Here is a 26,051-nt window from a genome sequence, read left to right as displayed (position 1 = left end):
TCAGCCGCGCTGCACGGCACCGACGCGCTCACCGGCCACCGCGACAGCGGCGTCGCGCGCGGCGCTGGCCTCGTCCTCGGTCAGGGTCCGGTCAGCGGCGCGGAACCGCAGCGCCAACGCGAGGGACTTGCGCCCCTCGCCGACCTGCGGGCCGGTGTAGACGTCGAATAACCGGACGTCCTCGAGCAGCTCACCGGCCCCGTCGCGGACGGCGTCGACGACGGCCGCCGCGGCCACCTGATCGTCGACGATCACGCTGATGTCCTGGAACACCGCGGGGAACGGTGACACCGACGGCGCCGGCAGCACCTCCACGATCGGTACCGCATCGAGGTCGAGTTCGACCGCACATGTTCCCTTGGGCAAGCCGGTCCGTTCGACGACCGCCGGATGCAGCTGCCCCGCATAGCCGACCGTGGTGTCGCCCACGAGCACCTCGGCGCAGCGGCCCGGATGCCATGGCAGCTCCTGGCCGGCGCGCAAGGTGAACTCCACCCCGGCGGCCCGGCCGATCACCCGTACCGCCTCGAAGGTGTCGGCCGCCTCCACCGGACGGCCCGGCCCCCACGGTCCGGCGGGCTCACGCAGCCCGGTCAGCACTGCGGCGATGTGCTGCGGCTGATTCGGCAGCGAGGCGTCCAGCCCGGCGATCTCCTCGTCGGTGGGCCTGCGGTCATTCGGGATGCGCTCGACGGACCGGGTCTCGGCCGTGGGATGCACCACCTGCTGGATCGCGAACAGCGCGACGTCTGCGGCACCACGGGACACGTTGCGGCCCAATGCTTCCAACAATCCCGGCAGCAACGTGGTGGCCAGCTGCGGACGGTCGGCCTCCAGCGGATTGAGCACCCTGGTGGCGTTGCGACGGGCGTCATCGGCGGCCAGACCCCACGCGTCGAACACGCCTGCGGGCAGGAACGGCGAGGGCAGGACCTCGACGAATCCGGCCAGTGCCAGTGACTTTCCGATCGCCCGGCGACGCTTCTGGACCGCGCTCAGACCACGTCCGGCCGGTGCCGTCGGCAGCACCGACGGGATGGCCTCCAGGCCCTCCAGTCGCAGCACTTCCTCGACGAGGTCGGCTCGCTGACGCATGTCGGGCCGCCAACTCGGCGGAGTGACCGTGAGTACGCCGGAACCGGCCGCTTCGACGACAGAGGCGCCGATCTGGGTCAGCCGCCGTGCCGTGGTGCCTGCCGGGTATTCGACACCGGCAGTGCGGTCCGGCAGGTCGGCGGAGATCTCGACGGCCGGTTGGGACCAGTCGGTGCGCCCGTCCGCGCGCCAGTCGGTGAGCTTTGGTTCGACGGTACCCCCGGCGATCTCGGCCAGCAGGGTTGCGCAACGGTCCAGGGCGGCAACCGAAATGGCCGGGTCCACGGACCGCTCGTAACGGCGGCCGGCCTCGCTGGCCAGGTGCAGACGACGCTGGGTGCGCGACACCGCGGCCGGATCCCACACCGCCGCCTCCAGCAGCACGTCAGTGGTGGAACCGCGCACCTCGGTGGTGCCCGCGCCCATCACGCCGCCGATCGCGGCGGTGGCGACATCGTCGACGATCAGCACATCGGCCGAGTTCAAGGTCCGCTCGACATCGTCGAGGGTGACCACCTTCTCGCCGTCCCCGGCGAACCGCACATCGAAGCCCCCGGTGATCAGGCTGCTGTCGTGGGCGTGCATGGGGTGGCCGAGTTCGAGCATGACGTAGTTGGTCACGTCGACCGCCGGGGAGATGGCGCGGATCCCGCTGAGCGTCAACCGCCGCTGCATCCACCACGGTGTCACTGCCCCCGGGTCGATGCCCGTGACAGGGCGTAATCCGAAGCGCTGCACGCCAGTTCCGGGCTGGACTGTCAGCGGCCAGGCCTCCCCCTCGGCGGGCAAGGGCGGCACGTCGGCCAGGTCGACGAAATCCAGGTCGTGCGCGCACGCGATCTCCCGGGCCAGGCCGCGGATCGACAGGCAGTAGCCGCGATCGGGCGTGATCGCCAGGTGGAACACCACATCGTCGAGGCCGAGGATCTCGGCGGCCGGGGTGCCCGGAGCGGCGGTGCCGGGCGGCAGCACCAGGATGCCCGAATGGTCCACACCCAGGTTCATCTCCGATGCCGAGCAGATCATGCCGTCGGACACCCGCCCGTAGGTCTTGCGGGTGGCGATGGTGAAGTCCCCGGGCAATACCGTGCCGGGCAAGGCCGCCACCACCAGGTCGCCCACCGCGAAATTCGTTGCTCCACAGACGATGTCGCGATGCTCGCCGTCGACATTCTGGATACCTACGTCAACTTTGCAGGCTCTGATCGGCTTCTTGAACTCGGTGAGTTCCTCGATCTCGGCGACCCGGCCGACGGTCAGCGGACCGCTCACCGGGCCGATCGGGATGATCTCCTCGACCTCGTGTCCGATCCGGATGAATGTCTGCTCGAGCTCCTCGACCGTCACATCCCAATCGGGTGCACCGGCACGGACGGCCTCACGGAGCCAGCTGAAAGGAATGCGCATCAGGCACCGACCCCGAACGGCAGCGAGAACCGGACATCGCCCTCGACCATGTCGCGCATGTCGGGAATTCCGTTGCGGAACTGCAGGGTTCGCTCCAATCCCATTCCAAAGGCAAAGCCCGAGTAGATATCCGGATCGATGCCGCAGGCGCGCAATACATTCGGGTTGACCATGCCGCAGCCGCCCCATTCGACCCAGCCGGGTCCGCCCTTCTTGCCGGGGAACCAGATGTCCACCTCCGCCGAGGGCTCGGTGAACGGGAAGAAGTGCGGACGGAACCGGGTGCGTCCCTCCGGCCCGAACTGGGACCGCGCAAACGCGTCCAGCGTGCCGCGCAGGTGCGCCATGGTCAGACCCTTGTCCACCGCCAGCCCCTCCACCTGGTGGAACACCGGGGTGTGGGTGGAGTCGAGTTCATCGGTGCGGAAGGTCCGGCCGATCGAGACGACGTAGACCGGCAGCTCGCGTTCCAGCAGCGCCCGGATCTGCACCGGCGACGTGTGCGTGCGCAGCACCTGCCGCGATCCGTCCGGGGCGATCTGGAAGGTGTCCTGCTCGCTGCGGGCCGGATGATCCGGCGGGAAGTTGAGGGCGTCGAAGTTGAACTGCTCGGTCTCGACCTCTGGCCCCTCGGCCAGTTCCCAGCCCATCGCCACGAAGGTGTCGGCGACATTCTCGGCCAGGATCGTGATCGGGTGCCGAGCGCCCACCGGCTGGCGCGTCGAGGGCAACGTCACATCGATGCGTTCGGCGACCAGCACCGCGGCGTCGCGCTCGGCACGCAGCGCGGCCAACCGCTCGTCGTACGCGCGCTGGGCCTCACCACGGGCGACGTTGACCCGTTTGCCTGCGTCGGCACGATCTGCCTTCGGCAGCGTCGCCAACGCCTGGCGGGCCAGGGCGATCGGGGCACGATCACCGAGGTGCTCGGTCTTGGCGCGCGCGAGCGCGTCAAGGTCACCGGACAGCTCAAAGGCATGCCGGGCCGCGCTGACGGCTTTGGTCAGGGCTTCTTCTGAGAGATCACTGGGCTGCTCAGCCACTCGGCGATCATAGGCGATGGCGTGATCACGCTTCGAATCCGTTTCCGCCGCCAGGCCGCCAGCGGGCCGGCGACTACCCGGAGGTTTTCACCCGGTACATCACCAGGTCCTCGGGCACACCCTCGGGCTTGTTTGAGAACATCTGGCGCCGCTGACGTTTGACGGTGACCGCAAGTTCGGCCAACCGGTCTTCGGAGATGCCCTCCAATGTGGTGTGCGATACGACCAGCCCGCCGCTGGCGGCCCGTTCCATCACCCGGGCGGTGATGTTGACGTCGACGCCGAGCCAGTCCGACCCGATACGTTGCGGACGTCCGGTGTGGATGCCGACCCGCATCCGCGGCGCGTAACCGTCCAGGTCGATGTTCTTGACACCCTCGAGCGCCACGAGCATCGCGCTCAGGGCGGTTTCCGGATCGGAGAACACGGCCATCATGCCGTCGCCCATGCGTTTGACGATGTGACCGCCGGCTTCGAGCACCGGGGGCTCGATCACCTGGGCCACCCGTCGCAGCAACCGCAATGTGGCGTCGTCGCCGGAGCGAAGCGACCACGACGAGAACCCGACCAGGTCGGTGAACACCAGTGTCACCTCGGGATTGGCCGGCGTTCCCGAGACACGTTCGGTCAGCGCCTGCCAGACCTGCAACGCACCCAAGCTCATCTCCCGCGAGGCGGCGTCACGGTCCAACAGCCGGTCGGCCACCCGGGCGGCTGCCCGCGGTCCGCCCTCACCCGACGCCGAGAGGCGGTCACCGAAATCGGGATCCCCGGGCAGCGACCGGCGCATCCGCCGGACCAGATCGACGACCGCCGGGCTGTGATTGGTGCGCTGCAGCCACCCCAACGGACCCGGCAACCCGGGCGCCTTCGCTGGGCGCTGCTGTGACGCCTGCTCGATGTCACCGACCTCGCCGGACGGGTCATCGAACGGCTCGCCATCCACAGCGCAAGGGTAGGTGGCGCGCCGACCGGGCGGCAATCGCGCCACGAGCGGGTACGTGTGCACTCCCCTGCCGGCGGTAAATCGACCTGGTCACAGCGCTGTGGCGCCGCGATAGCCGCCGAATAACAGTGTGCGCGACGCGGCGCGGCGTCGTAGACAACATGCGTTGTCACTACTATCGTCGGGCTCAACTGTGATTCACGTCATGACGAGTCAACGAGGGCGCAATGACCACACGAGCCACGACCGGCAGCGAGCACGATCCACTCGGCCCGGATTCGTTGACCTGGAAGTATTTCGGCGACCTACGTACCGGGATGCTGGGCGTCTGGATCGGCGCGATCCAGAACATGTATCCCGAACTCGGCGCCGGCGTCGAGGAGCACTCGATCCTGCTCCGCGAACCCCTGCAGCGCGTGGCCCGATCGGTGTACCCGATCATGGGCGTGGTCTACGACGGCGACCGGGCGGCCGACACCGGCGCGCAGATCAAGGGATTTCACCACACCATCAAGGGCGTCGACGGCCAGGGCCGGCGCTACCACGCACTGAACCCGGAAACGTTCTACTGGGCGCACGCCACGTTCTTCATGCTCATCATCAAGACGGCCGAGTACTTCTGCGGCGGTCTCACCGAGGCCGAGAAGTGCCAACTGTTCGACGAGCATGTGCAGTGGTATCGCATGTACGGGATGAGCATGCGGCCAGTTCCCAAGACCTGGGAGGAGTTTCAGGACTACTGGGACGCCAAGTGCCGCGACGAGCTCGAGATCAACCGGGCCACACTCGACATCTTCACCATCCGGATCCCCAAACCGTGGTTCGTATTGATGCCGACGCCCGTGTGGGACCAACTGTTCAAACCCCTTGTCGGGGCGCAACGCTGGATCGCAGCGGGCCTGTTCGACCCGGCGGTGCGGGAGAAGGCAGGCATGCGCTGGACACCCGGTGACGAGGTACTGCTGCGGATCTTCGGCAAGATGGTCGAACTGGCATTCGTCGCGGTCCCCGACGAGATCAGGCTGCACCCGCGCGCCCTGTCGGCCTACCGCCGCGCAGCCGGAAAGCTGCCCGGCGACGGTCCCCTGGTGGAAGCGCCGGGCTTCATGGCGCCGCCCCGTGACCGCAGAGGACTGCCGATGCACTATCTGCCGCGCCACAAGACCCTGCTGGACCGGGCCGGCGCGCTGGTACACACCACCTTCTCCCTGCCGGCGCTGCGGCGACCCGCCCGGCGCAGTGCGGCCTGACTTTTGACACCTGTCTAAGCTGTCGAAATGCTTGATTGGTCTGATGTCGATATCGCTGTCCGGGACGCAGTACGCGAGTTTGTGGACAAGGAGATCCGCCCCCACCTCGACGAGCTGGAGAGCGGTGACATGGAGCCGTACCCGATCGTGCGAAAACTGTTCGCCACGTTCGGGATTGACGCGATGGCCAAGGAATCGCTGGACAAGCGGCTGGAAAAGCTGCGCAGCGGTGAGGCCAAGCCCTCGGGTGCCCGCGGCGGAATGTTCGGCGGCAGTGGGTCGCCGGGCATGGGATTCGTCCTGATCAGCGAACTGTGCCGGGTGTCGATGGGCCTGGTCACCGGGCTGGGCGTCAGCCTGGGCCTGACCGTGTCGACCATCCAGAGCCGGGGCACCCTGGCCCAGCAGGAACGCTGGCTGCCCGGACTCGTGACCTACGAGAAGATCGGGGCGTGGGCGATCACCGAACCCGATTCGGGCTCGGATGCCTTCGGTGGCATGAAGTCCTATGTCACTCGGGACGGCGACGATTACATCCTCAACGGCCAGAAGACCTTCATCACCAACGGTCCCGACGCCGACGTCGTAGTGGTCTACGCGAAATTGGACGAGGGCGACGGGGCCGACAAGCGCAATCGCAAGGTGCTGACCTTCGTACTCGATCGCGGCATGGAAGGTTTCGTGCAGTCGAAGCCGTTCCGCAAGATGGGCATCCACTCCTCGCGCACCGGCGAACTGTTCTTCAACGACGTCCGACTGGGACGCGACCGGCTGCTCGGAGAGACCGAAGGCTCCGACGAAGGGGCCGACGAGGGCAGGGCCAGCGCCCGGTCGAACTTCTCGGCCGAACGCATCGGGGTGGCCTCGATGGCCCTCGGCGTGATCGAGGAATGCCTGCGGTTGAGCGTCGACTACGCCAAGTCCCGCACCCTGTGGGGCCAGGAGATCAGCCAGTTCCAATTGATCCAACTCAAGCTGGCCAACATGGAAGTGGCCCGGATGAACGTGCGCAACATGCTGTTCCGCGTCATCGAATCCGCCGAGAAGGGGGTTCCGATCTCCCTCGCCGAGGCCTCGGCGATCAAGTGGTACTGCTCGCAGGCCGCCACCGATGTCGCGATGGAGGCCGTGCAGCTGTTCGGCGGCAACGGCTACATGACCGAGTACCGGGTGGAGCAGTTGGCCCGCGATGCCAAGTCGCTGATGATCTACGCCGGCAGCAACGAGGTTCAGATCACCCACGTGGCACGGGGATTGCTCAGCTAGAGCTATCCCTGGATCATCTCGCGGCCCGGGTGCGCCTCGCGCCACCCGGCCATCGCGGCATCCCAGTCCACACCGTCGAGCGCGGTGAGCGCAGCCGGGAACAGCCCATCCTCTTCCTTTGCGATGTGCAGATAGAGGTCCTCGATCTCCGCGCGAACCCGCTTCTGGTGGGCGGGATCGGACAGGTCGACGATTTCGAGGAACCCGGCCAGCTCGCGGTGCTCGGCCACCAGGGGGTCGATGTGCTCGGCGTAGAGCTCGTCGCTGTGCATCACGGCGAACAGCCCGTTCTCCTCGCCTTGCCAGTGCGATCTGAGCTCGTCGTACATGGCTGCCAGAAGCCGCCGGGCGGTATCCAGGTCGCCACGGTCCAGGGCGCGCACTGCTTCACGGCCATGGTCCACAGACCGCTCATGCTCGGCGATGTAGTCACGTAGTAACGGCATATCCCTGCAGCCGCAGTATTGACACATGCTTACCTCCCCACGGCATCGTTCCACATCGGCCGAGTGGCCACTTGGGATACACGAATCGCGAAAAAGCGTGAGATAAGTGGCCATTCGGCGCTAAAGACGGTGGGCGCGAGCGCTCTGATACAGACAGATCGACGCCGCCGAGGCAATGTTGAGACTTTCGGAGTGTCCGGGCATCGGAATGTGCACCCGGTGATCGGCCGCCGCAGCCAATTCAGTTGGCAGACCGTGAGCTTCGGGCCCGAACAGCCAGGCAGTGGGTCCGGCCAGGTTCACCTCGTCGAGGCTGACCTCGCCGTCGACCGTGGTGGCCAGCACCTGCAACCCGGCGGCCTGCAACCGGACAATTGTTGCGGTCTCGTCGGGCGCGCTGATCACCGGCACCGAGAAGATGCTGCCGGCCGACGACCGCAGGCACTTGCTGTTGTAGGGGTCGACGCTGTTGCCGGCCAGCACCACCGCGTCGGCGCCCATCGCGTCGGCGGCCCGGATCAACGTACCGGCGTTCCCCGGCTCCGAGATCTGCACGGGGACCGCGATCAACCGGGGTTCGGACGCCAGAACCTCATCGAGGGAGACCTCAGGTAGCCGGCACACTGCCACCAGGCCGACCGGGGTCACGGTGTCCGACAAGGCCTTTGCCGCACGCTCGGTGACCAACTGCACCGGTGCGTCCGCCAGGAGCGCGGCGAACCGGTCCATGGCAGCTTCGGTGGCGAACACCTCGGAAACAAGTCCGCGCCGCAACGCGGCCTCGACGAGGTTGGGCCCCTCGGCAAGGAAGCGTGCGGCGCGGCGGCGCCCGATGTGGCGCTGCAGTTTGACGGCAGCGGCCACCCGGGCAGAACGCTCGGTGAGCGTCAGGCGGCCTCTCCGGAAGGAGCGTTGACGTCCTCCGGCAGAGCAGCCTTGGCGAGCTCGACCAGCGCGGTGAACGCGGCGGCGTCGCTCACGGCGATCTCGGCCAGGTTCTTGCGGTCCACCTCGACCCCGGCGAGCCTGAGGCCCTGGATGAGTCGGTTGTAGGTGACGCCATTGGCGCGGGCAGCCGCGTTGATGCGGGTGATCCACAGCTTGCGGAAGTCACCCTTACGGGCCTTCCGGTCGCGGTAGGCGTAGGTCAGCGAGTGCAGCTGCTGTTCCTTGGCCTTGCGGTACAGGCGGGACCGCTGGCCCCGGTAGCCCTTCGAGGCCTTGAGTACGGTACGCCGCTTCTTCTGGGCGTTGAGTGCGCGCTTCACGCGTGCCATGGGATGGTCCTATTCTCGTTCGGTACGGGGAGCGGCAGATCTAGCCGTTGAGCATCTTGGTGACACGCGCGGTGTCGTTGGCTGCCACGACGGTGCGGCCGTCGAGGCGGCGGGTGCGCTTGGTCGCCTTGTGCTCCAGCAGGTGGCGCCGGCCGGCCTTCTGGCGCACGATCTTGCCGGTCCCGGTCTTACGGAAGCGCTTCGATGCTCCGCTGTGGGTCTTCGCCTTGGGCATGAGTCCTCAGTTCTGTGTTGAAACTAGTTCTGCGTAACGTCTGGTTCTTCTGATGCGGCTGGTTCGGCCTGCTGCCCACCCGGGCGCTCGGCCTGCTCTGCCGCCTTGGCGCGAGTCTTCGCGCCGCGGTGCGGTGCCAGCACCATCGTCATGTTGCGGCCGTCCTGCTTGGCTGACGTCTCGACGAAGCCGAAATCGGCGACATCGGCGCCCAGTCGCTGCAGCAACCGGTACCCGAGTTCGGGGCGGGACTGCTCACGACCACGGAACATGATGGTCACCTTGACCTTGGACCCGGCTTCGAGGAAGCGGACCACATGGCCCTTCTTCGTCTCGTAGTCGTGGTCATCGATCTTGGGACGCAGCTTCTGTTCCTTGACGACGGTCTGCTGCTGGTTCTTGCGAGACTCGCGCTCCTTGAGTGCCGTCTCGTACTTGAACTTGCCGTAATCCATGATCTTGCAGACCGGGGGTTTTGCGGCTGGTGCAACTTCGACGAGGTCGAGATCGGCATCCGCGGCGACGCGGAGAGCATCTTCGATGCGGACAATGCCTACCTGCTCGCCTGCGGGTCCGATCAGGCGGACTTCAGGTACGCGGATGCGCTCGTTGATGCGGGTCTCAGTGCTGATGGGGCCTCCTATGTTGGGTCTGCTGAGGAGACCCACCCATCCGCACTTCTGCCCTGTAGAACAGAAAAGCCCTGCTCACAGCAGGGCCCAATGCCGACCGATCACGGCTTGCGCCGCCTGCGACTCCAAACCTGAAGCACAGAACCGGTGTCCGAGGACACCGGCGACCGGACCGTTGTACCAGTGTGGCCAACGGTGGGAGTGGGACTCCACTTACTGTCCCTGACATAAGCCGGGACGGTCGCGCATGACAGTCTAGCAGCCATGACGGATCCGACCGAAACGCCCGACGAAGCGACTCCGCAGCTACGGGACATGGCCGACATTCCCGCGGTGGAAGTGATCACCCGAGCGGCGGTCATGTTGATGAGCGCCGCAGCCGAGAAGATCGGGCTTTCTGCCGAAGACCCCGAGGATAGCCCGCACCGCGATCTCGACGAGGCGCGTCGGCTCATCACCGCGCTGGCCGGTCTGGTGACGGCCTCCGCCGAGTACCTCGGACCCCACGCGGGCCCTGTGCGCGACGGTCTCAAGAGCCTGCAGCTGGCATTCCGGGAAGCCAGCGCGGCGCCCGAAGAGCCGGGTAAAGGTCCGGGCGAGAAGTACACCGGCCCGGTCTGGTAATCCGTTGGGCGGTGTCTGTGCGCGCGATCGGCCCAATTGACGGGTTGACCGCCTATTGTCCGGGCGTATGACCGTTATCAGCCGCGGCCGCCGCACCGGGATACAGCCCGCGTCGAGGTTTTCGTGGGTTCCTGCCGCCGCCGGTTGGACCGTCGGCGTCATCGCCACCCTGTCGCTGATCGCCAGTGTGTCTCCGGCGGTGCGCTGGTTGATCCAGGTGCCGCGAGAGTTCGTCAACGACTACATCTTCAACTTTCCCGACACCAGCTTCTCGTGGGCCTTCGTCCTGGCGCTGCTGGCCGCGGCACTGGCGGCCCGTAAGCGGATCGCCTGGTGGATCCTGGTGCTGTACATGGTCGGCGCCATCGGCTGGAACCTCGGCGATCTCGCCACCGGCGGGGACCCCGTCGCCGACGATGTCGGCGAGGTCATCGGCGTGGTGTTCCACCTGGCCGCCATCGCCGCGCTGGTCTTGGCCCGCAATCAATTCTGGGCCAAGGTGCGCCGCGGCGCCCTGCTCAAGTCGGCCGTCGTACTGGTCGCGGGCATGGCGATCGGCATCCTGGCCGCCTGGGGACTCTTGGAACTCTTCCCCGGCACCCTCGACCCGGAATGGCGGCTGCCCTATGCGGTCAACCGGGTCAGCGGCTTCGCCACCGTGCCGACCGAGGTCTTCGAGGGCTATTCGCACCCCTTCCTCAACGCCATCTTCGGTCTGTTCGGCGCGCTGGCGCTGATGGCCGCGGCAGTGGTGCTCTTCCAGTCACAACGGGCCTCCAATGCGCTCACCGGTGAGGACGAATCGGCGATCCGCGGCCTGTTGGAGATCTACGGCAAGAACGATTCCCTGGGGTACTTCGCCACCCGGCGCGACAAGTCCGTCGTATTCGCCCCGAACGGGCGGGCCGCAATCGCCTACCGCGTCGAGGTGGGCGTGTGCCTGGCCGGCGGCGATCCGGTCGGTGATCCCAAGGCGTGGCCGCAGGCGATCGCAGCGTGGTTGCAGCTGTGCCAGACCTACGGGTGGGCGCCAGGTGTGATGGGTGCCAGTTCAGCTGCGGCCGAGGCATTCCGGGCGGCCGGGCTCAACGCGCTGCAGCTGGGCGACGAAGCCATCCTGCATCCGGACACCTTCCGGCTGTCCGGGCCCGACATGCGTGCGGTGCGCCAGGCGGTCACCCGGTCCCGGCGCGCCGGGACCTCGGTACGGATCCGACGCCACCGTGAGCTGGACCAGGCCGAGATGGCCGAGGTGATCCGGCGCGCCGATGCCTGGCGCGACACCGAGACCGAACGCGGCTTCTCGATGGCACTGGGCCGGCTCGGTGACCCGGCCGACGGTGACTGCCTGCTGGTCGAGGCGGTACAGCAGCGCGGAGACGATTCCGAACCCGAGGTGGTCGCCTTGCTGTCGCTGGTGCCGTGGGGCGCCAACGGTGTCTCGCTCGACGTCATGCGCCGCTCCCCACAGTCCCCCAACGGCACCATCGAACTGATGGTCAGCGAACTGTGCATGCAGTCCGAAGGTATTGGGGTCAGCCGGATTTCACTGAACTTCGCCATGTTCCGGTCAGCCTTCCAGCAGGGCGCACAGCTGGGCGCCGGCCCGGTGGCCCGGCTCTGGCGGGCCCTACTGGTGTTCTTCTCCCGGTGGTGGCAGTTGGAGACGCTGTACCGCTCCAACATGAAGTACCAGCCCGAGTGGGTTCCGCGGTACGCCTGCTACGAGGATGCCCGCCTGATCCCACGGGTCGGAGTGGCCTCGGTGATCGCCGAGGGCTTCCTGGTGCTGCCGTTCTCTCGGCGAAACAAACAGCACACCGGCGAACACGTCGCGGCCCCGGCGAATCTGGTGGGTTCGGGTCGGTTACACCACGACGGCAGCGCACCCGATCCGTCCGGGCTGAGGGACGATCTGACCGACGACGATCAGCAGCGGTTACCCGAGCAGGTGCGGGTCCGAACGGCCAAGCTGCGGCAGTTGCAGGCCGACGGCGTGGACGCCTATCCCGTGGGCCGGGCTCCCAGCCATACGGTCGCGGCTGCACTGGAATCCGCTGACGGCGGAGACGTGACCGTGGCCGGGCGGATCCTGCGGGTCCGGGATTACGGCGGCGTGCTGTTCGCCCAGTTGCGCGATTGGTCGGGCGAAGTGCAGTTGCTGCTCGACAACGCCCACCTGACCCAGGCAGGCACCGCCGAGTTCACCGCCACCATCGACCTCGGCGATCTGATCGAGGTCAGCGGTGCGATGGGGCGCAGCCGTAATGGCACCCAGTCACTGCTGGTCGAGGGCTGGCGGTTGATCGGCAAATGCCTGCGGCCGTTGCCGGACAAGTGGAAGGGCCTGACCGACCAGGAGGCCCGGGTGCGGGCCCGCTACGTGGACCTCGCGGTCAACACCGAAGCCCGGGACCTGATCCGGGCCCGCAGCGGGGCCCTGCACGCCATCCGGGAAACGTTGTACGCCAAGGGTTTCCTGGAGGTGGAAACCCCGATCCTGCAACAGATCCACGGCGGCGCCAACGCCCGGCCGTTCCTGACCCACATCAACGCCTACGACCTGGACCTGTATCTGCGGATCGCACCCGAGCTCTACCTCAAGCGGTTGTGCGTCGGCGGTGTGGAACGGGTCTTCGAACTGGGCCGGGCATTCCGCAACGAAGGCGTGGATTTCAGCCACAACCCCGAATTCACCCTGCTGGAGGCCTACCAGGCCCACGCCGACTACAACGTGTGGATCGACGGTTGCCGCGAGCTGATCCAGAACGCCGCCCAGGCCGCCAACGGGGCCCAGGTCTTCCGGCGGCCCCGTGCCGACGGGGTCCTCGAGCCGGTCGACATCTCCGGCGAGTGGACGGTGAAGACGGTGCACGACGCGGTATCGGAAGCCCTCGGCGAGCACGTCACCGTCGAGACGGATCTGGCCACGCTGCGCCGGCTCTGCGACGCGGCGCAGATCCCTTATCTGACCCACTGGGACGCCGGGGCCGTGGTCCTGGAGATGTACGAGCACCTCGTCGAGGACCGCACCGAGGAGCCCACGTTCTACAAGGATTTCCCGACCTCGGTATCGCCGCTCACCCGCCCGCACCGCAGCACCCCCGGGCTCGCCGAACGCTGGGATCTGGTGGCCTGGGGTGTCGAGCTGGGGACCGCATACAGCGAGCTGACCGACCCCGTCGATCAGCGCCGCCGGCTGCAGGAGCAATCGTTGCTGGCCGCCGGCGGTGACCCCGAAGCGATGGAGCTCGACGAGGACTTCCTGCAGGCCATGGAGTACGCGATGCCGCCGACCGGCGGGCTCGGGATGGGTGTCGACCGTGTGGTCATGTTGATAACTGGCCGTAGCATCCGCGAAACGCTGCCGTTTCCTCTGGCCAAACCTCGTTAGCAGGCTCCTCACAGCCGATCCCAAGATTGGGCGGCGACGATATTGCTGTGACCTTCACTCACCACCTGTCCTTGATGCACGGCTGGGTTCCGACCAGCATCCAAGTCATCACCGCCGTGGTGTTGATCGCCGCCATCGGCTGGCGTACCCGCCGCTGGGCACTCATCTGGCTACCGTTCGCCGCCGCGGTCGGCGGGATCCTGGTCGTGGGCACCAACTGGTACATCGAGTCCGAGGGGCTGGCCGGCAACCCGGCGCCGCGGTCCCTGTGGCTGTGGATCGCGCTGACGGGTGTGGCGGTCGTCGTCCTGGCTGCGGGCTGGCGCGGCAGCCGGTGGTGGCGGCGCGGAACCGCTGTGATGGCAGTGCCTTTGACCCTGTTGTGCACGGCACTGGCACTGAACCTGTGGGTTGGCTACTTCCCGTGGGTGCAGACCGCGTGGAACCAGTTGACCGCCGGTCCACTCCCCGACCAGACCGATCAGGTCACCGTGACGGCGATGCAGCGCCGGGGCACCATCCCCGCCAAAGGCAGTGTGATCCCCGTCGAAATCCCCAACACCGCTTCGGGTTTCCGGCATCGCGGCGAATACGTGTACCTGCCGCCGGCGTGGTTCGGTTCCAACCCTGCTCCGCAGTTGCCCACCGTGATGATGATCGGCGGGGAGTTCAACACCCCGGCCGACTGGATGCGGGCCGGCAACGTGATCAAGACGATGGACGACTTCGCCGCCGCCCACCACGGGTACGCGCCGGTACTGGCGTTCGTCGACCCGGGCGGCACCTTCAACAACGACACCGAATGTGTCAACGGCAAGCGCGGGAACGCTGCCGACCATCTCACGAAAGACGTCGTCCCGTATATGAACAGCCACTACGGGGTCAAACCGGCGGCCTCGGGCTGGGGCATCGTCGGCTGGTCCATGGGCGGCACCTGCGCGGTGGACCTGGCGGTCATGCACCCCGAACTGTTCAGCGCGTTCGTCGACATCGCCGGTGACAGCGGCCCGAACTCGGGGACCAAGGCGCAGACCGTCGACCGCCTGTTCGGCGGCAACGCCGCCGCATGGGACGCGTTCGACCCGAGCACTGTGATCAACCGGCACGGCTCGTACGACCAGACGGCCGGCTGGTTCGACGTCAACGACACGTCCACACCGGGTAAGCCCGCAGCCCGCGCCAACGATCAGGCCAAGGCCGCCAACACGCTGTGTGCGCTCGGTTCGAAACACGGCGTCGAGTGTGCGGTGGTGACTCACCAGGGCACCCACGACTGGCCGTTCGCCAGCCACGCCTTCTCGGCGGCCCTGCCCTGGCTGGCCGGCGTGCTCGGCACTCCGCAGGTGCCCGCAACCGGACTGCCGCAATCGTCGCCGTCAGCGGCCTTCATCCAGACTGCCGCCAAATAGCGCTCAGTAGTCGGATTCGGCGGCCAGCACCTCGGCCAGGAAGGCATCGTCGCCTGCCGCGGCGAGCCGCGAATTGGACCCCGCGGCGAGCCGCGAATTGGACCCCGCCGCGAGCCGGGCCCGGGCGAACACCCGCACCCGGTCGCGGTCGGATGTGGACTCTGCGGCGCCCGCGGCCCCGACGCGCACCGAGAGGTGGGACCAGTCCAGGTTCCACGCCTGGGTTTCGGTGACCGGCTGCCCCTGCCGATCATGCACATCGAGTACCGCACGACCCGTGGCATCGAGGAAACCGGCGCCTTCGCAACCGTTGTCGCCTATCCACACGTCGATACCCGCCGATGAGTCCGGGCCTCCGAGCGCCACCCGCACCAGCGCCTGCACCCGCTCGCCGACCGCGCTGACCGACCACTCGACGGTGCCCTCGGCAGCGTCGAACACCCCGGGTGGCACCGCCGACCAGGCCACGGTCGCAGTCCCCCGAGCAATCAGGCCGGTCCCGTCCGATCCGTCGGCGGCACCCGCCGCCAGGGCGTAGTCGTCGCGCCGCGACACCGCATCGAGGGTGTCGGGCCAGTCCAGCCCGATCTCTCCGGCCAGCTCCCGGCATTCCTCGACCAGGGCCGCAATCCTCGGATCACCCTGGCCGGCAAAAGAATTCAACACGCCGAGATGTGGCGCCAGCAGGCCTGCAACATCCGAATCCAGGGTGTCGTCGGTGAAGAAGTCCTCGGCGGTCAACGTCAGCAATGCCAGTTCGGCATCGAGTACCGGGCGTTCCAGTGCCGCGATGCCATCCCGGTCACTGGCCGGCCACCACCGCCGCAGCCAGTGCCCGATTGCCAAGCGCCGCAAGAGACCCGTCGTACCGGGCAGCACCTCGACCTCGGCCAGGTCCACCGACTCCCCGGACTCCCGGTGCCGCAGAGCGTCCAGGAGCGCGACATGACCCGACTCGCCGAGCACGCGCCACAGCCAATCCGCCCGCTCCGGATCGGTAAAGGTGATGGACGGTGGTTCACCGACACCCGCATCCACCACCCAGGACAGGACTGCGCCGCTGACTTCGAGAACCGCGACCAGAGGCACATCGTCGGCCGGCGGACCGGTGCTCCACAGCCCACCGTCAGCACTCAGTCTCACTGCGCCACCTGCACTTCCAGCATCGCCTTGATCCGCTGCCGGTGATCCAGGCTGACCGATCTGGCCACGCCTTCCAGCAGTGACCGCAGGTCGGCGACGTCCGCGCAGGACTCCTGCCAGACATCTCGGCCGTGCAACCGCGCCCACAACCGGCTCAGATAGGGACGGCAGAAGTCGGCGAGATCGTCGATGACCTGCCGCTGACGCGGGTGCATCGCGGTACCGGCCGCCAGGTAGCGGCGGGCATGCAGCACGTAGGCCTCCTTGGCCAGCCGGGACTGGATGCGCGCCGAGAGCTGGTAGCGTCCCGCCGCCGACGCATCGAGCGGACGCAGGTCGGTGGCCACCTCGATGCCGGCCAGCAGCCCGGCCTGCCTGTCCTCGGCCAGCAGGCCCCACGGGGCGCAGGCGCGGTCCACCTCTTCGGCGCACAGCATCGGGATGTCGGGCAGTTCGTCGCGGTCCAGTGCCCGGCGCAGGGTCGCCCGCACCCGGTCCACCACGGTGCGGTCCAGCGGGCGGTCCCCCGCGGCCGGGCCATTGATCGACGGGTGTTGTTGCGGCAGAGCAGAACTCAGTCCGATATCGACGATCGACCACGGCAGCTCGGCGTCCGCGTGCCGCATCCCGGCACCGAGGTTGTACGGCGTGGCGTCGGCCACCAGCGCCGACCACACCCGCTGCCGGGCCGCCTCGGCGCGGTGGCTGTCGGCCGGGCCGAGCACGGTGGCCAGACCGGCGAAGAAGGGACCGGTGATGGCGTCGGAGGCGACGACGTCGGCCCAGCTGCGGTCGAGCTGGCGACGCAACCGGTCGACGACGTGCGGCTCGGCCACATGCCGGTTGAGAGCTTCGGTGGCGGTACGGTCACGGCCCTGGTGGAGATCGGCCAGCACCTCTGCGGCCACGTCCGCTCGGTCGGAGGCCGGGGCACCTCGGGTCACCGCGAGTTCGAAACACACCGGGAAATAGAGTTCCTGGGCGTTGCCGGTGGTGATGCGCAGGCGCCGGCGCTGCTGCTTGAGCTCGGTGAACCAGGCTGCGGCGGCCCGTAACTGCGGCCCGTTGCCGATCATCTGCGCATGCAGTTCGGCAGCCACCCTGGGAGCCAGCACCGGTGCCGAATAGTGGGTGTTGCTGCGCAGCCTGAGCACCAGCGGGTCAATGATCCGTTTGACCGTGCGCCGCAGCGGCCCGCCGTCGCCGCCGCTGAACACCTCGACGCCGGGGCCCAGAGCGCGCCAGGCGCGATCGATCACCGCGCGGCGCGGCTGGCCAGGTTCCGCACCCGAAACGGGGCGGGCCTGCGCCCCAGACGTTTCGGACCCGATGCTCACCGGCACCAGGATAGAGGCCGAAGTTGGGTTCGGTAGCGGTTGCTCGGCCGGACCCTTGGGGACATGACCGACACCGTGCTGCTCACCGTCCTGTGCCTGTGCTGCGCCGGTGTGCTGACCGCCACCCGCCGGGTGCGGGGTGTCTTGCGCGACGACGAGGCCGACGAGCGTCTGGTCACCCTCGGGGAGTTGGTGGCCGAGTTCGACCACATGCTGATCCGCAAGGGGCTCATGACCAGGGTGCAGCTCGAGTTGATCCGCACCGGCACCCGGTCGCCCGGGATCGTCACCGGGATGCGGGCCACCGGGACCATCCGCGAGGACTACCGCGAGGTTGAACTCGACCTGATGGTCAGCCGGCGCGACGGCGGCCAGTTCCCGGTGCGTCAGCGCGCACTGATCCCGGCGTCGGCGCTGGCGAAGGTGTCACCGGGCAACGTGATCGATGCGTACTACCGGCCGGGCGATGAGAACAGAGTGGCCGTCTGCGTGACGCCGGCTTGACTCAGCGGGTGCCGTCGACGGTGAAGGTGGCCACAGCGGCCCAGTGCAGCGGGCTGGCGGTCAGGTCGCCGTCACGCCACCGGCGCATCAACGCCCGCTGCCAGCGGTTCACCGTCAGGCCCGCGTCGTCCGCCCGATGAGCCAGATCGACCCCGACGATGGTCTCCGCCATCGGATCGGCCTGTGCACCGGCCGGACCGAACTGACGGAACCCGGCCGTGGTCGGCAGCGACCACAAGGTGGCGGTCACCAGTTGCGCACCGCCCAGGATCATCGCGGCAACGAGTCCGGCCGCCTCGTCGAATCGATAGTCACCGCCGGATGCGCACGCCAGCAACGCCACTCGGGGTGGAATCGGCAGCTGCGTCGCGATCATCTCCCCCGCGGTCAGCGGTTGCGCCTCGGCCAGGTGCAGGGCTGCACGATCGGCGTGCCCGGCGGCACCGTCTGCGGCGCTGGCATGCCCGACGTAGAGCAGCCGGCTCGGGTGCTGCGCGCAGGCATCGGCCAACCACTGCCGGTCGGTGTCGGTGCGGCGGAACAGCTCGACCGCCTCGTCCACCTCGGGCAGGACAGAGTCGCCGGCCACCAGCTCACCGAAATGCTCCGACAGTGGCGTGTTCGGCGATGGGCGGCCCAGCACCGAGCCCAGCGCCGAATCTGGTCGCTGCCCGGGGATGCGGGGATCCAGGACGAGCACCGGTGGACGGTGCTGGCGTTCGGGCCACCGGGCGGGGCTGCGCGGGGCATGAACGATGTTGGGCGGCACCGCCATCAGCACGTCCACCAACTCCATCAGCCGGAAGCCGTGGGTGCCCGGCATCGCCAGCTGACCCCAGGGCACCCGGCCCAACCGCGGGCTCGGCGTCACGAACAGCACCGGACGGATGTCGGCGACGCAATCGGCAAGTAGTTGCCAGGCGTCCATGCCGATCAGATTCGAACCGAGCACGCGGGCCAGTTCGAATTCGGTCTCCGGGGCCGCGAACGCGCCGGTAGCCACCGCCCGTTCGACAGCCTCGGCGGGTGTTTCGGTACCGATCGGATCCGGCAGCGCCGGGGTGAACAACGACTCCACCGCCTCCATGTGCGGTTCCTCGATCACCCAGGTCACCGAACGTTGCGGCTCTCCCACCACGCGCAGGCTGACATAGGTCGCGATGCCGACGTCGGCGAATCGCATCACCAGCGTGTCGGTCATGGCCAGGTCGTCCAATCCGTGCCAGGTGCGGTGACGTCCCGCCCATACCGCTGCAGCGCCAGCAGCCGGTAGTCGCTCAGGATCGGACCCGAAGTCGGGTCGATCCGCAGCGGCGGCAACGGTCCCAGCCGGGTCAGCGAGCCTTCGAAGTCGACCGGCGCCGCCGCGGCCGCGACGGCGAGTTGCGGGGCGAGTTCGGCCTCGACCGGAACGACGGCCGTCGCCGTCTCCGCCCATTCGGCGACCGCCCCCGGCTGATCGGCCCGATCGGTGCTGAACGTCCCTCGCGCACTGTGGTATTCGATCAACTCACAGGTCAGCTCGGTATTGTCCGATTCCCAGGCCACCGCGAATGCCCCCGCCAGCAACGGCGCCGAGACGCTGCCGGCCCACCGGGCCCTGGCCCCGGCGTCGGTGATCGTGTAGCGAACCGAATCAACCGCCAGCGCCGCAGGCACCTTCAGATCCGCGGCCCGGCCCAGCTTGACCATCCCCCGGCGGTACTTGCGGCTACCCGGGCGGCAGTTGAACGTGCCAGTTCCCGCGGCATGCCGAGCCTCGACCTGCTCCCAGCTCTGCCCCGGCTTGCCCAGGCCGTCGAAACCCATCTCCGCCAGTGCGTCGGCCCGCCAGATGTTGCCCAGGTGCGCGTCCAGTCGCGCGTACTGCAACCAGCTGTGCCGCGGCGACGCATCGAGCAGCGCCCTGGCCTCCTCCACCATCGCGATCGCCTCGTCGAAGGCGCCCCGGAACAGGGCGATCCAGCTGCGCTGCAGCAGAATCCGGTGAATATGCAAGGGCCGCTCGATCTCGCGCCAATGCCGCTCGGCGTGCTCCCAGCATTCGTCGGCCTCCCGCAACTTCCCCAGGCCCACCCGGATCAGTCCGAAGTACAGCCAACTCCGGGACACGTCGTGGGCGCGGGCATGCTCGGCGATCACCGGGTAGGCCTCGGTCACCAGGTCCTGGGTCTCGGCGTACCGACCGGCGGTCCAGGCCGCGGCCCCCCGCTCAAGCTGGGTGCGGGCGGTGGCGAGTTTCCAGCCCCGGGCCGCTGCACGGGCACCGGCCCGGCGCAACCATGGCTCGGCCTCGTCCAGACGGCCGGACTCGATGCAGAACCGACCGTAGCCGAGTGCTCCGGTGACGAACAGGTGATCGGTCTCGGCGTCGGCCTCCGGATGCTGCAGGACCTCGAGCACCTCGGCCCACACCGGCACCGATGCGGCATACAGATCGTCGTCGCACAGACTGCTCGCGATCAGAATTCGCGTGTGGCAGATCAGGTTACGATGCTCGCGCCGTAAATCGTCGTAATCCCCTGAGGTTTCGATCAGGGTCGCCAGATGTGCTGCCGCACCGTCGTGATCGCCGCGTGCAGCAGCCAGTCCGGCTTCGAGGAACTCCAGCCGGCGGGCGTAGCGGCAGATCATGTGGTCGATCTCGGGATCGGCCATGGTGGTCTGTGCGGCAAGATCGGGCCGTTGCCCCGAGCGAATCGCGGCGTAGATCGCCAAAGTGTCGCGGATCCGGGAAATGCTCTCCACCACACCGTCATACGCGGTTCGTACCAGGAAGATCTCGCCGAGCTGGGCGAACACCTCGAAGGCATGGTCGTCGCGGTCGGCCTGCTCGATCCGGGGTAGCAAGGACACCAGGAGGTCGTGGGCAGCACCCTCGTCGGCGGCCAGCGCCAGGTGACGGGCGAGGTGGAGCTCGCCGACGATGGTCACCTCCGCACCATACAAAAGCGGCGGGCGTACCCGGCAGATGGTGTGCCGGGCACGCCCGCCTTGTCGGGAGATCAGCTGCAGGACACCGTGATGGTGAACGGCTTGTTGATCATCCCGGCCATCGGGTTCTTCATGTCGGCGCCCGACGCCTCACCGGTGATGGTGTAGGTGTCCCCGTCGACCTTGACCTCGGCCGAACCGACCTTGACACCCATGGCCTCGCTGACGGCCAGCGCGCTGCCCTCAAAGACCAGTCCGAGCGACTCGACCTTCGGCGTGGCCTCGTCGGTCATCACCACGCCCAGGCCCTGCTGGCCGCCGGTCGCAGCGCTGGCCACGTTGATCTTGCCGCCCTGCTTGACACAGGTGACCGAGTTCAGGTCGAGGCCGGCCAGGTCCGAACCGTCCACCTTCACCTGGGTGTTGCCTCCGGAGCTGACCTCGGTATCGGTCGCCGACCCGGCCGGCTTGTCGTTCGAGCAGCCCACCAGCACCGCACCGGTCGCGAGCAGTCCCATGGCGCCTGCGATCACTCGATTCATGGTCATTGCGTCTTCCCCTTCGTTCCGCGTTGCCCCGATGGCTCCGTCGTGTCCTGAAGTCTTGGCGGGCCGAAGTGCTACCGATCCCAAGAAATGTCGGTTCCCGCAGGTAACGTGGGTTTCGTGACGAAGGATCCAGAGCAGCCGGACCAACCCGAGGACGCCGCCGAGGTGGAGGGTGAGATCGTTCCCGCGGCTCCGGTCGAGGGTCCCGGGCCGGTTTCGAGCCCGGCCGACACCGGCTACACATCCGCAGGCGTGCCGACGTTCGACGCGGTCCGGGAGAAGATCGAGACCCGCTACGGCACGGCGATCGGGGCGTCGGAGTTGGCATCCGAGACTCCGGAGGGCCGCTCCGTCGAGGAACAGTATGAGAAGCGCCAGCAGGCGGCGGCTGAACGTCTGCAGCAGATCCGCGAGTCCATGGGCAAGTCGGACGACGCCTGATTCGTGCGCACATTCACCGTCGCCGAGCGCCGTGCCCGGCTGGCCCGGCGTCACTTTCTGAGCCGTCCGGCACCCTCGGTCGCCACGACCGTTGGCGCTTTCGTGGGCCTGCATGCGACTGACCCCTCGACGCCCTACCTGTCCCTGTGGGCGCGGCTGCCCGGGTTCACCACCGACACTCTGGACCACGACCTGTATCAGCGGCGCACGGTGCTCAAACACCTTGCGATGCGCCGCACGCTGTGGGTCGTCCGCGCCGAGGACCTGCCGTTGGTGCAGGCCGGGGCCAGTGACCGAGTGGCCGGCACCGAGCACCGCAAACTTGTCGGCGATGTGGAAAGGGCCGGGGTGGCCGTTGACGGCTCCCAGTGGGTCGCCACCGCATGCCAGGCGGTGCTGGCCCACCTGCGTGAGCACGGACCTACCCCTGCTGCACAACTGCGCGCCGCGCTGCCCGAACTCGCCGGCAGTTTCGACCCGGCACCAGGAAAGCGTTGGGGCGGTGAAGCACCGCTTTCTCCAAGGGTTTTGACAGTTCTCGGGGTGCGCGGCGAGATCGTGCGCGGCCCCAACGACGGCGGTTGGACCACCTCCCGCCCACGATGGACGGTTTCCTCCGACTGGCTCGGAACGACCGGACCGGCGGCCGAGCCGGACCGGGCCCGCGCCGAGCTGGTGCGCACCTGGTTGCAGACATTCGGCCCGGCCACGGTCACCGACATCAAATGGTGGTTCGGCAACACTCTGACCTGGGCCCGTCACGCGTTGCGCGACATCTGCGCTGTCGAGGTGGATCTGGACGGAAAAACCGGTTACGTCCTGCCCGACGATCTTGAGGTTGAACCGCAACCTGAGCCGTGGGCAGCCCTGCTCCCGGGCCTGGACGTCACCACGATGGGGTGGTTCGATCGCGACTGGTACCTCGGCGATCATCGCCCGGAGGTGTTCGACACCAACGGCAACGGCGGGCCCACCGCGTGGTGGGACGGGCGGATCGTCGGCGGCTGGAGTCAGGACGCTGAGGGCCGTATCCAGCTACACCTGTTGGAGGACCTCGGCCGCGACGGCACGCGCGCGCTGCAGCAGCGTGCGGACGCGCTGACCGAATGGCTGGCCGGAGTCCGTGCCGTTCCCCGGTTTCCCTCGCCCCTGTCGAAGCGCTGACCCCGCTAGGCGCTGGCCTTGCGGCGCTTGGGTTTCGGTGCCGGTACATCGATCAGCTCGGCGAGGAACTGGCCGGTGTAGCTGGCGGGGTCGGCCGCGACTTCCTCGGGCGTGCCCTGCGCTACAACGGTGCCGCCCCCGGCCCCGCCCTCGGGTCCCATGTCCACGATCCAGTCCGAAGTCTTGATCACGTCGAGGTTGTGTTCGATGACGATCACCGTATTGCCTTTGTCGACAAGGCCGTTGATCACTTTGAGCAGTTTGCGGATGTCTTCGAAGTGCAGGCCGGTGGTCGGCTCATCGAGGATGTAGACGGTGCGCCCGGTAGACCGCTTCTGCAGTTCGGCAGCAAGCTTGACGCGTTGCGCCTCACCGCCGGACAACGTCGGCGCCGGCTGTCCCAACCGCACATAACCCAGGCCGACGTCGACGAGGGTCTTGAGGTAGCGGTGGATCGAACTGATCGGCTCGAAGAACTCGGTGGCATCCTCGATCGACATGTCCAGGACCTCGGCGATGGTCTTGCCCTTGTAGTGCACCTCGAGGGTTTCCCGGTTGTACCGGGCGCCCTGACACACCTCGCACGGCACGTACACGTCGGGCAGGAAGTTCATCTCGATCTTGATGGTGCCGTCACCCGAGCAGGCCTCACACCGACCGCCCTTGACGTTGAACGAAAATCGCCCGGGCTGATAACCGCGGACCTTGGCCTCGGTGGTGGCGGCGAACAACGACCGGATCTTGTCGAACACCCCGGTGTAGGTGGCTGCGTTGGAGCGCGGCGTCCGGCCGATCGGCGACTGGTCGACGCGGACCAGCTTGTCCAACTGGTCGAGTCCGTTGACCCGGGTGTGCCGGCCGGGCACCTGCCGGGCACCGTTGAGTTTGTTCGCCATCACCGAGGCCAGAATGTCGTTGACCAGAGTCGACTTACCGGAACCTGAGACCCCGGTGACGGAGGTGAGCACGCCGAGCGGGAACGCGACGTCGATCTCGCGGAGGTTGTTCTCCCTCGCCCCGACCACGGTGACCTGGCGCCGCTTGTCGGCGGGTCGGCGAACAGCCGGGACCTCGATACTCTCCTTGCCGGAAAGGTAAGCGCCGGTGAGTGATTCAGGATTGGTCAGCAGGTCTGCATACGTTCCGCTGTGCACGATCCGGCCACCGTGCTCACCGGCGGCCGGGCCGATGTCGACCACCCAGTCGGCATGCGCGATGGTGTCCAGATCGTGTTCGACGACGATGAGCGTATTGCCCAGTTCGCGCAACCGGACCAGGGTGTCGATCAACCTGCGGTTGTCGCGCTGGTGCAGGCCGATGGACGGCTCGTCCAGCACGTAGAGCACACCGACCAGCCCGGAGCCGATCTGGGTGGCCAGCCGGATGCGCTGCGCCTCACCGCCGGACAACGTCGCGGCTGCCCGCGACAGCGACAGATAGTCCAGGCCGACGTCGAGCAGGAAGCCGAGCCGCGACTGGACCTCCTTGAGCACCTGACCGGCGATGGCCTGCTCACGCGTCCCCAGGGTGAGGGCGTTCAAGAAATCGGCGCAGTCGGCGATCGACAGCTCGGCCACCTGGGCAATGGACTTGGCACCGTGGTCCCCGGCGGCCAGTGTCACGGCGAGGATCTCGGGCTTGAGCCGGGTGCCGTTGCATTCGGGGCAGGGGATGTCGCGCATGAAGCCCTCGTAGCGTTCCTTCATCTGCTCCGAGTCGGTCTGCTCCATGCGTCGCGCCAGGAACGCCATCACGCCTTCGAAATCGGCGTAGTAGGACCGGGTGCGGCCGTAGCGGTTCTTGTACCGGACGTGGACCTGGTGATCCGAGCCTTCCAGAATCGCCTTGCGCGCCTTGGCCGGCAGCTTCTTCCACGGGGTGTCGATGTCGAACCCGAGCTGATCGCCCAGCCCGGACAGCATCCGGGTGAAGTACTCGGCGCTCTGCCCGACGGCCCACGGCGCGATGGCGCCGCCGGCCAGGGTCAGCTCCGGATCGGGGACGACCAGGTCGGGGTCGACCTCCTTGCGGATACCCAGGCCGGTGCACTCCGGGCAGGCGCCGTAGGGCGAGTTGAACGAGAACGACCGGGGCTCCAGATCATCGACCGCCAGCGGGTGGCCGTTGGGGCAGGCCAGCTTCTCGGAGAAGCGTTGCTCCCGGTGCGGATGGTCGTCCTCACGGTCGACGAACTCGAGCACGACGATGCCGTCGGCCAGGTTCAGCGCGGTCTCCACCGAGTCCGTCAGCCGCTGCTTGGAGCTGGCCTTGACCGTCAGCCGGTCGACGACCACCTCGATGTCATGCTTTTCCTGCTTCTTGAGCTTGGGCGGGTCGGTCAGCGGATGCACCACGCCGTCCACCCGCACCCGGCTGTAGCCCTGCGTGTTGAGCTTCTCGAACAGGTCGACGAACTCGCCCTTGCGGGTGCGGACCACCGGGGCCAGCACCTGGAAACGCAGGCCCTCGTCCATGGCCAGGACCTGGTCCACGATCTGCTGCGGAGTCTGCCGGGCGATGCGCTCACCACAGACCGGGCAGTGTGGGGTGCCCGCGCGGGCGTACAGCAGGCGCAGGTAGTCGTAGACCTCGGTGATGGTGCCCACCGTCGAGCGGGGGTTTCGGTTGGTCGACTTCTGATCGATCGACACCGCCGGGGACAGGCCCTCGATGAAGTCGACATCCGGTTTGTCCATCTGGCCGAGGAACTGCCGGGCGTAGGCCGACAGCGACTCCACATAGCGGCGCTGCCCCTCGGCGAAGATGGTGTCGAAGGCCAGCGAGGACTTGCCCGACCCGGACAGGCCGGTGAACACGATCAGCGCATCACGCGGCAGATCGAGGTCGACTCCCCGCAGATTGTGCTCGCGCGCACCCTTCACGATCAGGCGGTCAGCCACGCGTTTCCTTTCCCACGACAGACTTCACGCCCATGCTATGTGCGCCCACCGACAAG

The 26,051-nt window shown here is 67.7% G+C and carries 22 protein-coding genes; 8 read left to right on the top strand and 14 right to left on the bottom strand.

All coding sequences use genetic code 11. The annotated features are described in order from the left end of the window. The 3 genes from pheT to G6N44_RS02335 all read right to left on the bottom strand — a co-directional run bounded on the left by pheT (position 1) and on the right by G6N44_RS02335 (position 4,491). A complete protein-coding gene (pheT, locus tag G6N44_RS02345; protein ID WP_163660791.1) occupies positions 1-2,502 on the bottom strand; it encodes a phenylalanine--tRNA ligase subunit beta in 2,502 nt (833 codons plus the stop codon). Further along, entirely contained in the window at positions 2,502-3,545 is a 1,044-nt protein-coding gene (gene pheS / locus G6N44_RS02340; protein ID WP_163660790.1) for a phenylalanine--tRNA ligase subunit alpha, read from the bottom strand. The genes pheT and pheS overlap by 1 nt, the downstream gene beginning before the upstream one ends. Positions 3,546-3,618: 73 nt before the next feature. Then, positions 3,619-4,491, bottom strand: coding sequence for an adenylate/guanylate cyclase domain-containing protein (locus tag G6N44_RS02335; RefSeq protein ID WP_163660788.1), 873 nt, complete (start codon positions 4,489-4,491; stop codon positions 3,619-3,621). A 227-nt stretch (positions 4,492-4,718) separates the two neighbouring features. Here G6N44_RS02335 and G6N44_RS02330 point away from each other — a divergent pair, with 227 nt between their 5' ends. Together G6N44_RS02330 and G6N44_RS02325 are read left to right on the top strand one after the other, a co-directional pair. Continuing rightward, the gene (locus G6N44_RS02330; protein WP_163660786.1) at positions 4,719-5,741 is read left to right on the top strand and encodes an oxygenase MpaB family protein; all 1,023 of its coding nucleotides are present in this window, start codon (positions 4,719-4,721) and stop codon (positions 5,739-5,741) included. Between the two features lie 27 nt (positions 5,742-5,768). After that, positions 5,769-7,007, top strand: a complete 1,239-nt coding sequence (locus tag G6N44_RS02325; RefSeq protein WP_163660784.1) for an acyl-CoA dehydrogenase family protein — start codon at positions 5,769-5,771, stop codon at positions 7,005-7,007. A gap of 2 nt (positions 7,008-7,009) precedes the next feature. On the opposite strand, the gene G6N44_RS02320 is transcribed toward G6N44_RS02325, so the two are convergent. From G6N44_RS02320 to infC, 5 genes are all read right to left on the bottom strand, one after another. After that, a complete protein-coding gene (locus G6N44_RS02320) occupies positions 7,010-7,453 on the bottom strand; it encodes a hemerythrin domain-containing protein (RefSeq protein WP_163660782.1) in 444 nt (147 codons plus the stop codon). A 120-nt stretch (positions 7,454-7,573) separates the two neighbouring features. Next, a complete protein-coding gene (locus tag G6N44_RS02315; protein ID WP_163660780.1) occupies positions 7,574-8,317 on the bottom strand; it encodes a TrmH family RNA methyltransferase in 744 nt (247 codons plus the stop codon). 23 nt (positions 8,318-8,340) lie between these two features. Next, positions 8,341-8,730, bottom strand: a complete 390-nt coding sequence (gene rplT, locus G6N44_RS02310; RefSeq protein WP_163660778.1) for a 50S ribosomal protein L20 — start codon at positions 8,728-8,730, stop codon at positions 8,341-8,343. A 40-nt stretch (positions 8,731-8,770) separates the two neighbouring features. Further along, positions 8,771-8,965 (bottom strand): 50S ribosomal protein L35, encoded by a 195-nt coding sequence (gene rpmI, locus G6N44_RS02305; protein WP_163660776.1) that lies wholly within the window; start codon positions 8,963-8,965, stop codon positions 8,771-8,773. Positions 8,966-8,988: 23 nt separating this feature from the next. Next, the gene (gene infC, locus G6N44_RS02300; protein ID WP_163660774.1) at positions 8,989-9,633 is read right to left on the bottom strand and encodes a translation initiation factor IF-3; all 645 of its coding nucleotides are present in this window, start codon (positions 9,631-9,633) and stop codon (positions 8,989-8,991) included. A 228-nt stretch (positions 9,634-9,861) separates the two neighbouring features. Between infC and G6N44_RS02295 the strand changes: the two genes are divergently transcribed. The 3 genes from G6N44_RS02295 (at position 9,862) to G6N44_RS02285 (ending at position 15,024) form a co-directional block, all read left to right on the top strand. Further along, positions 9,862-10,221: a DUF1844 domain-containing protein gene (locus G6N44_RS02295; RefSeq protein ID WP_163660772.1), complete on the top strand. Its 360-nt coding sequence runs from the start codon at positions 9,862-9,864 to the stop codon at positions 10,219-10,221. Positions 10,222-10,288: 67 nt separating this feature from the next. Then, positions 10,289-13,615 carry a bifunctional lysylphosphatidylglycerol synthetase/lysine--tRNA ligase LysX gene (lysX, locus tag G6N44_RS02290; protein ID WP_163660770.1) on the top strand — a complete coding sequence of 1,109 codons (3,327 nt, stop codon included), beginning with the start codon at positions 10,289-10,291 and terminating at the stop codon, positions 13,613-13,615. A gap of 74 nt (positions 13,616-13,689) precedes the next feature. Further along, positions 13,690-15,024, top strand: coding sequence for an alpha/beta hydrolase (locus G6N44_RS02285; RefSeq protein WP_235683034.1), 1,335 nt, complete (start codon positions 13,690-13,692; stop codon positions 15,022-15,024). A gap of 3 nt (positions 15,025-15,027) precedes the next feature. Here G6N44_RS02285 and G6N44_RS02280 read toward each other — a convergent pair whose 3' ends face one another. Together G6N44_RS02280 and G6N44_RS02275 are read right to left on the bottom strand one after the other, a co-directional pair. After that, complete coding sequence (locus G6N44_RS02280; RefSeq protein WP_163660766.1) at positions 15,028-16,167, bottom strand: hypothetical protein; 1,140 nt, start codon at positions 16,165-16,167, stop codon at positions 15,028-15,030. Further along, complete coding sequence (locus tag G6N44_RS02275) at positions 16,164-17,504, bottom strand: hypothetical protein (protein ID WP_372508123.1); 1,341 nt, start codon at positions 17,502-17,504, stop codon at positions 16,164-16,166. The genes G6N44_RS02280 and G6N44_RS02275 overlap by 4 nt, the downstream gene beginning before the upstream one ends. A gap of 63 nt (positions 17,505-17,567) precedes the next feature. Here G6N44_RS02275 and G6N44_RS02270 point away from each other — a divergent pair, with 63 nt between their 5' ends. After that, positions 17,568-18,008: a hypothetical protein gene (locus tag G6N44_RS02270; RefSeq protein WP_163660764.1), complete on the top strand. Its 441-nt coding sequence runs from the start codon at positions 17,568-17,570 to the stop codon at positions 18,006-18,008. A 1-nt stretch (position 18,009) separates the two neighbouring features. Here G6N44_RS02270 and G6N44_RS02265 read toward each other — a convergent pair whose 3' ends face one another. The 3 genes from G6N44_RS02265 to G6N44_RS02255 form a co-directional block, all read right to left on the bottom strand. Next, positions 18,010-19,209 carry a CHAT domain-containing protein gene (locus G6N44_RS02265; RefSeq protein ID WP_163660762.1) on the bottom strand — a complete coding sequence of 400 codons (1,200 nt, stop codon included), beginning with the start codon at positions 19,207-19,209 and terminating at the stop codon, positions 18,010-18,012. Beyond that, complete coding sequence (locus G6N44_RS02260; protein ID WP_163660760.1) at positions 19,206-20,942, bottom strand: hypothetical protein; 1,737 nt, start codon at positions 20,940-20,942, stop codon at positions 19,206-19,208. The genes G6N44_RS02265 and G6N44_RS02260 overlap by 4 nt, the downstream gene beginning before the upstream one ends. 71 nt (positions 20,943-21,013) lie before the next feature. After that, positions 21,014-21,484, bottom strand: a complete 471-nt coding sequence (locus G6N44_RS02255; protein ID WP_163669508.1) for a lipoprotein LpqH — start codon at positions 21,482-21,484, stop codon at positions 21,014-21,016. Positions 21,485-21,577: 93 nt separating this feature from the next. Between G6N44_RS02255 and G6N44_RS02250 the strand changes: the two genes are divergently transcribed. After that, on the top strand, positions 21,578-21,931 hold the full coding sequence (locus tag G6N44_RS02250) for a hypothetical protein (protein WP_372508122.1): 354 nt from the start codon (positions 21,578-21,580) through the stop codon (positions 21,929-21,931). 3 nt (positions 21,932-21,934) lie between these two features. Then, complete coding sequence (locus tag G6N44_RS02245; protein WP_163660758.1) at positions 21,935-23,095, top strand: winged helix DNA-binding domain-containing protein; 1,161 nt, start codon at positions 21,935-21,937, stop codon at positions 23,093-23,095. Positions 23,096-23,100: 5 nt separating this feature from the next. Here G6N44_RS02245 and uvrA read toward each other — a convergent pair whose 3' ends face one another. Continuing rightward, positions 23,101-25,995, bottom strand: a complete 2,895-nt coding sequence (gene uvrA, locus G6N44_RS02240; RefSeq protein ID WP_163660756.1) for an excinuclease ABC subunit UvrA — start codon at positions 25,993-25,995, stop codon at positions 23,101-23,103. Between the last annotated feature and the right edge of the window lie 56 nt (positions 25,996-26,051).

Source organism: Mycolicibacterium alvei, assembly GCF_010727325.1.
In the GTDB taxonomy this organism is placed as follows: Bacteria; Actinomycetota; Actinomycetes; order Mycobacteriales; family Mycobacteriaceae; genus Mycobacterium; species Mycobacterium alvei.
Note: the sequence above shows the minus strand (reverse complement) of the source record. Positions and strands in the feature narration are given on the sequence as shown.

Bases quoted from the DNA above. Each gene is read 5' to 3' on its own strand.
- pheT (WP_163660791.1), bottom strand. From the start codon at position 2,502: ATGCGCATTCCTTTCAGCTGGCTCCGTGAGGCCGTCCGTGCCGGTGCA.
- G6N44_RS02320 (WP_163660782.1), bottom strand. From the start codon at position 7,453: ATGCCGTTACTACGTGACTACATCGCCGAGCATGAGCGGTCTGTGGAC.
- lysX (WP_163660770.1), top strand. From the start codon at position 10,289: ATGACCGTTATCAGCCGCGGCCGCCGCACCGGGATACAGCCCGCGTCG.
- G6N44_RS02325 (WP_163660784.1), top strand. From the start codon at position 5,769: ATGCTTGATTGGTCTGATGTCGATATCGCTGTCCGGGACGCAGTACGC.
- G6N44_RS02270 (WP_163660764.1), top strand. From the start codon at position 17,568: ATGACCGACACCGTGCTGCTCACCGTCCTGTGCCTGTGCTGCGCCGGT.
- G6N44_RS02285 (WP_235683034.1), top strand. From the start codon at position 13,690: ATGCACGGCTGGGTTCCGACCAGCATCCAAGTCATCACCGCCGTGGTG.
- G6N44_RS02295 (WP_163660772.1), top strand. From the start codon at position 9,862: ATGACGGATCCGACCGAAACGCCCGACGAAGCGACTCCGCAGCTACGG.
- rpmI (WP_163660776.1), bottom strand. From the start codon at position 8,965: ATGCCCAAGGCGAAGACCCACAGCGGAGCATCGAAGCGCTTCCGTAAG.
- G6N44_RS02330 (WP_163660786.1), top strand. From the start codon at position 4,719: ATGACCACACGAGCCACGACCGGCAGCGAGCACGATCCACTCGGCCCG.
- G6N44_RS02265 (WP_163660762.1), bottom strand. From the start codon at position 19,209: ATGACCGACACGCTGGTGATGCGATTCGCCGACGTCGGCATCGCGACC.
- G6N44_RS02250 (WP_372508122.1), top strand. From the start codon at position 21,578: ATGTCGGTTCCCGCAGGTAACGTGGGTTTCGTGACGAAGGATCCAGAG.
- G6N44_RS02255 (WP_163669508.1), bottom strand. From the start codon at position 21,484: ATGAATCGAGTGATCGCAGGCGCCATGGGACTGCTCGCGACCGGTGCG.
- rplT (WP_163660778.1), bottom strand. From the start codon at position 8,730: ATGGCACGCGTGAAGCGCGCACTCAACGCCCAGAAGAAGCGGCGTACC.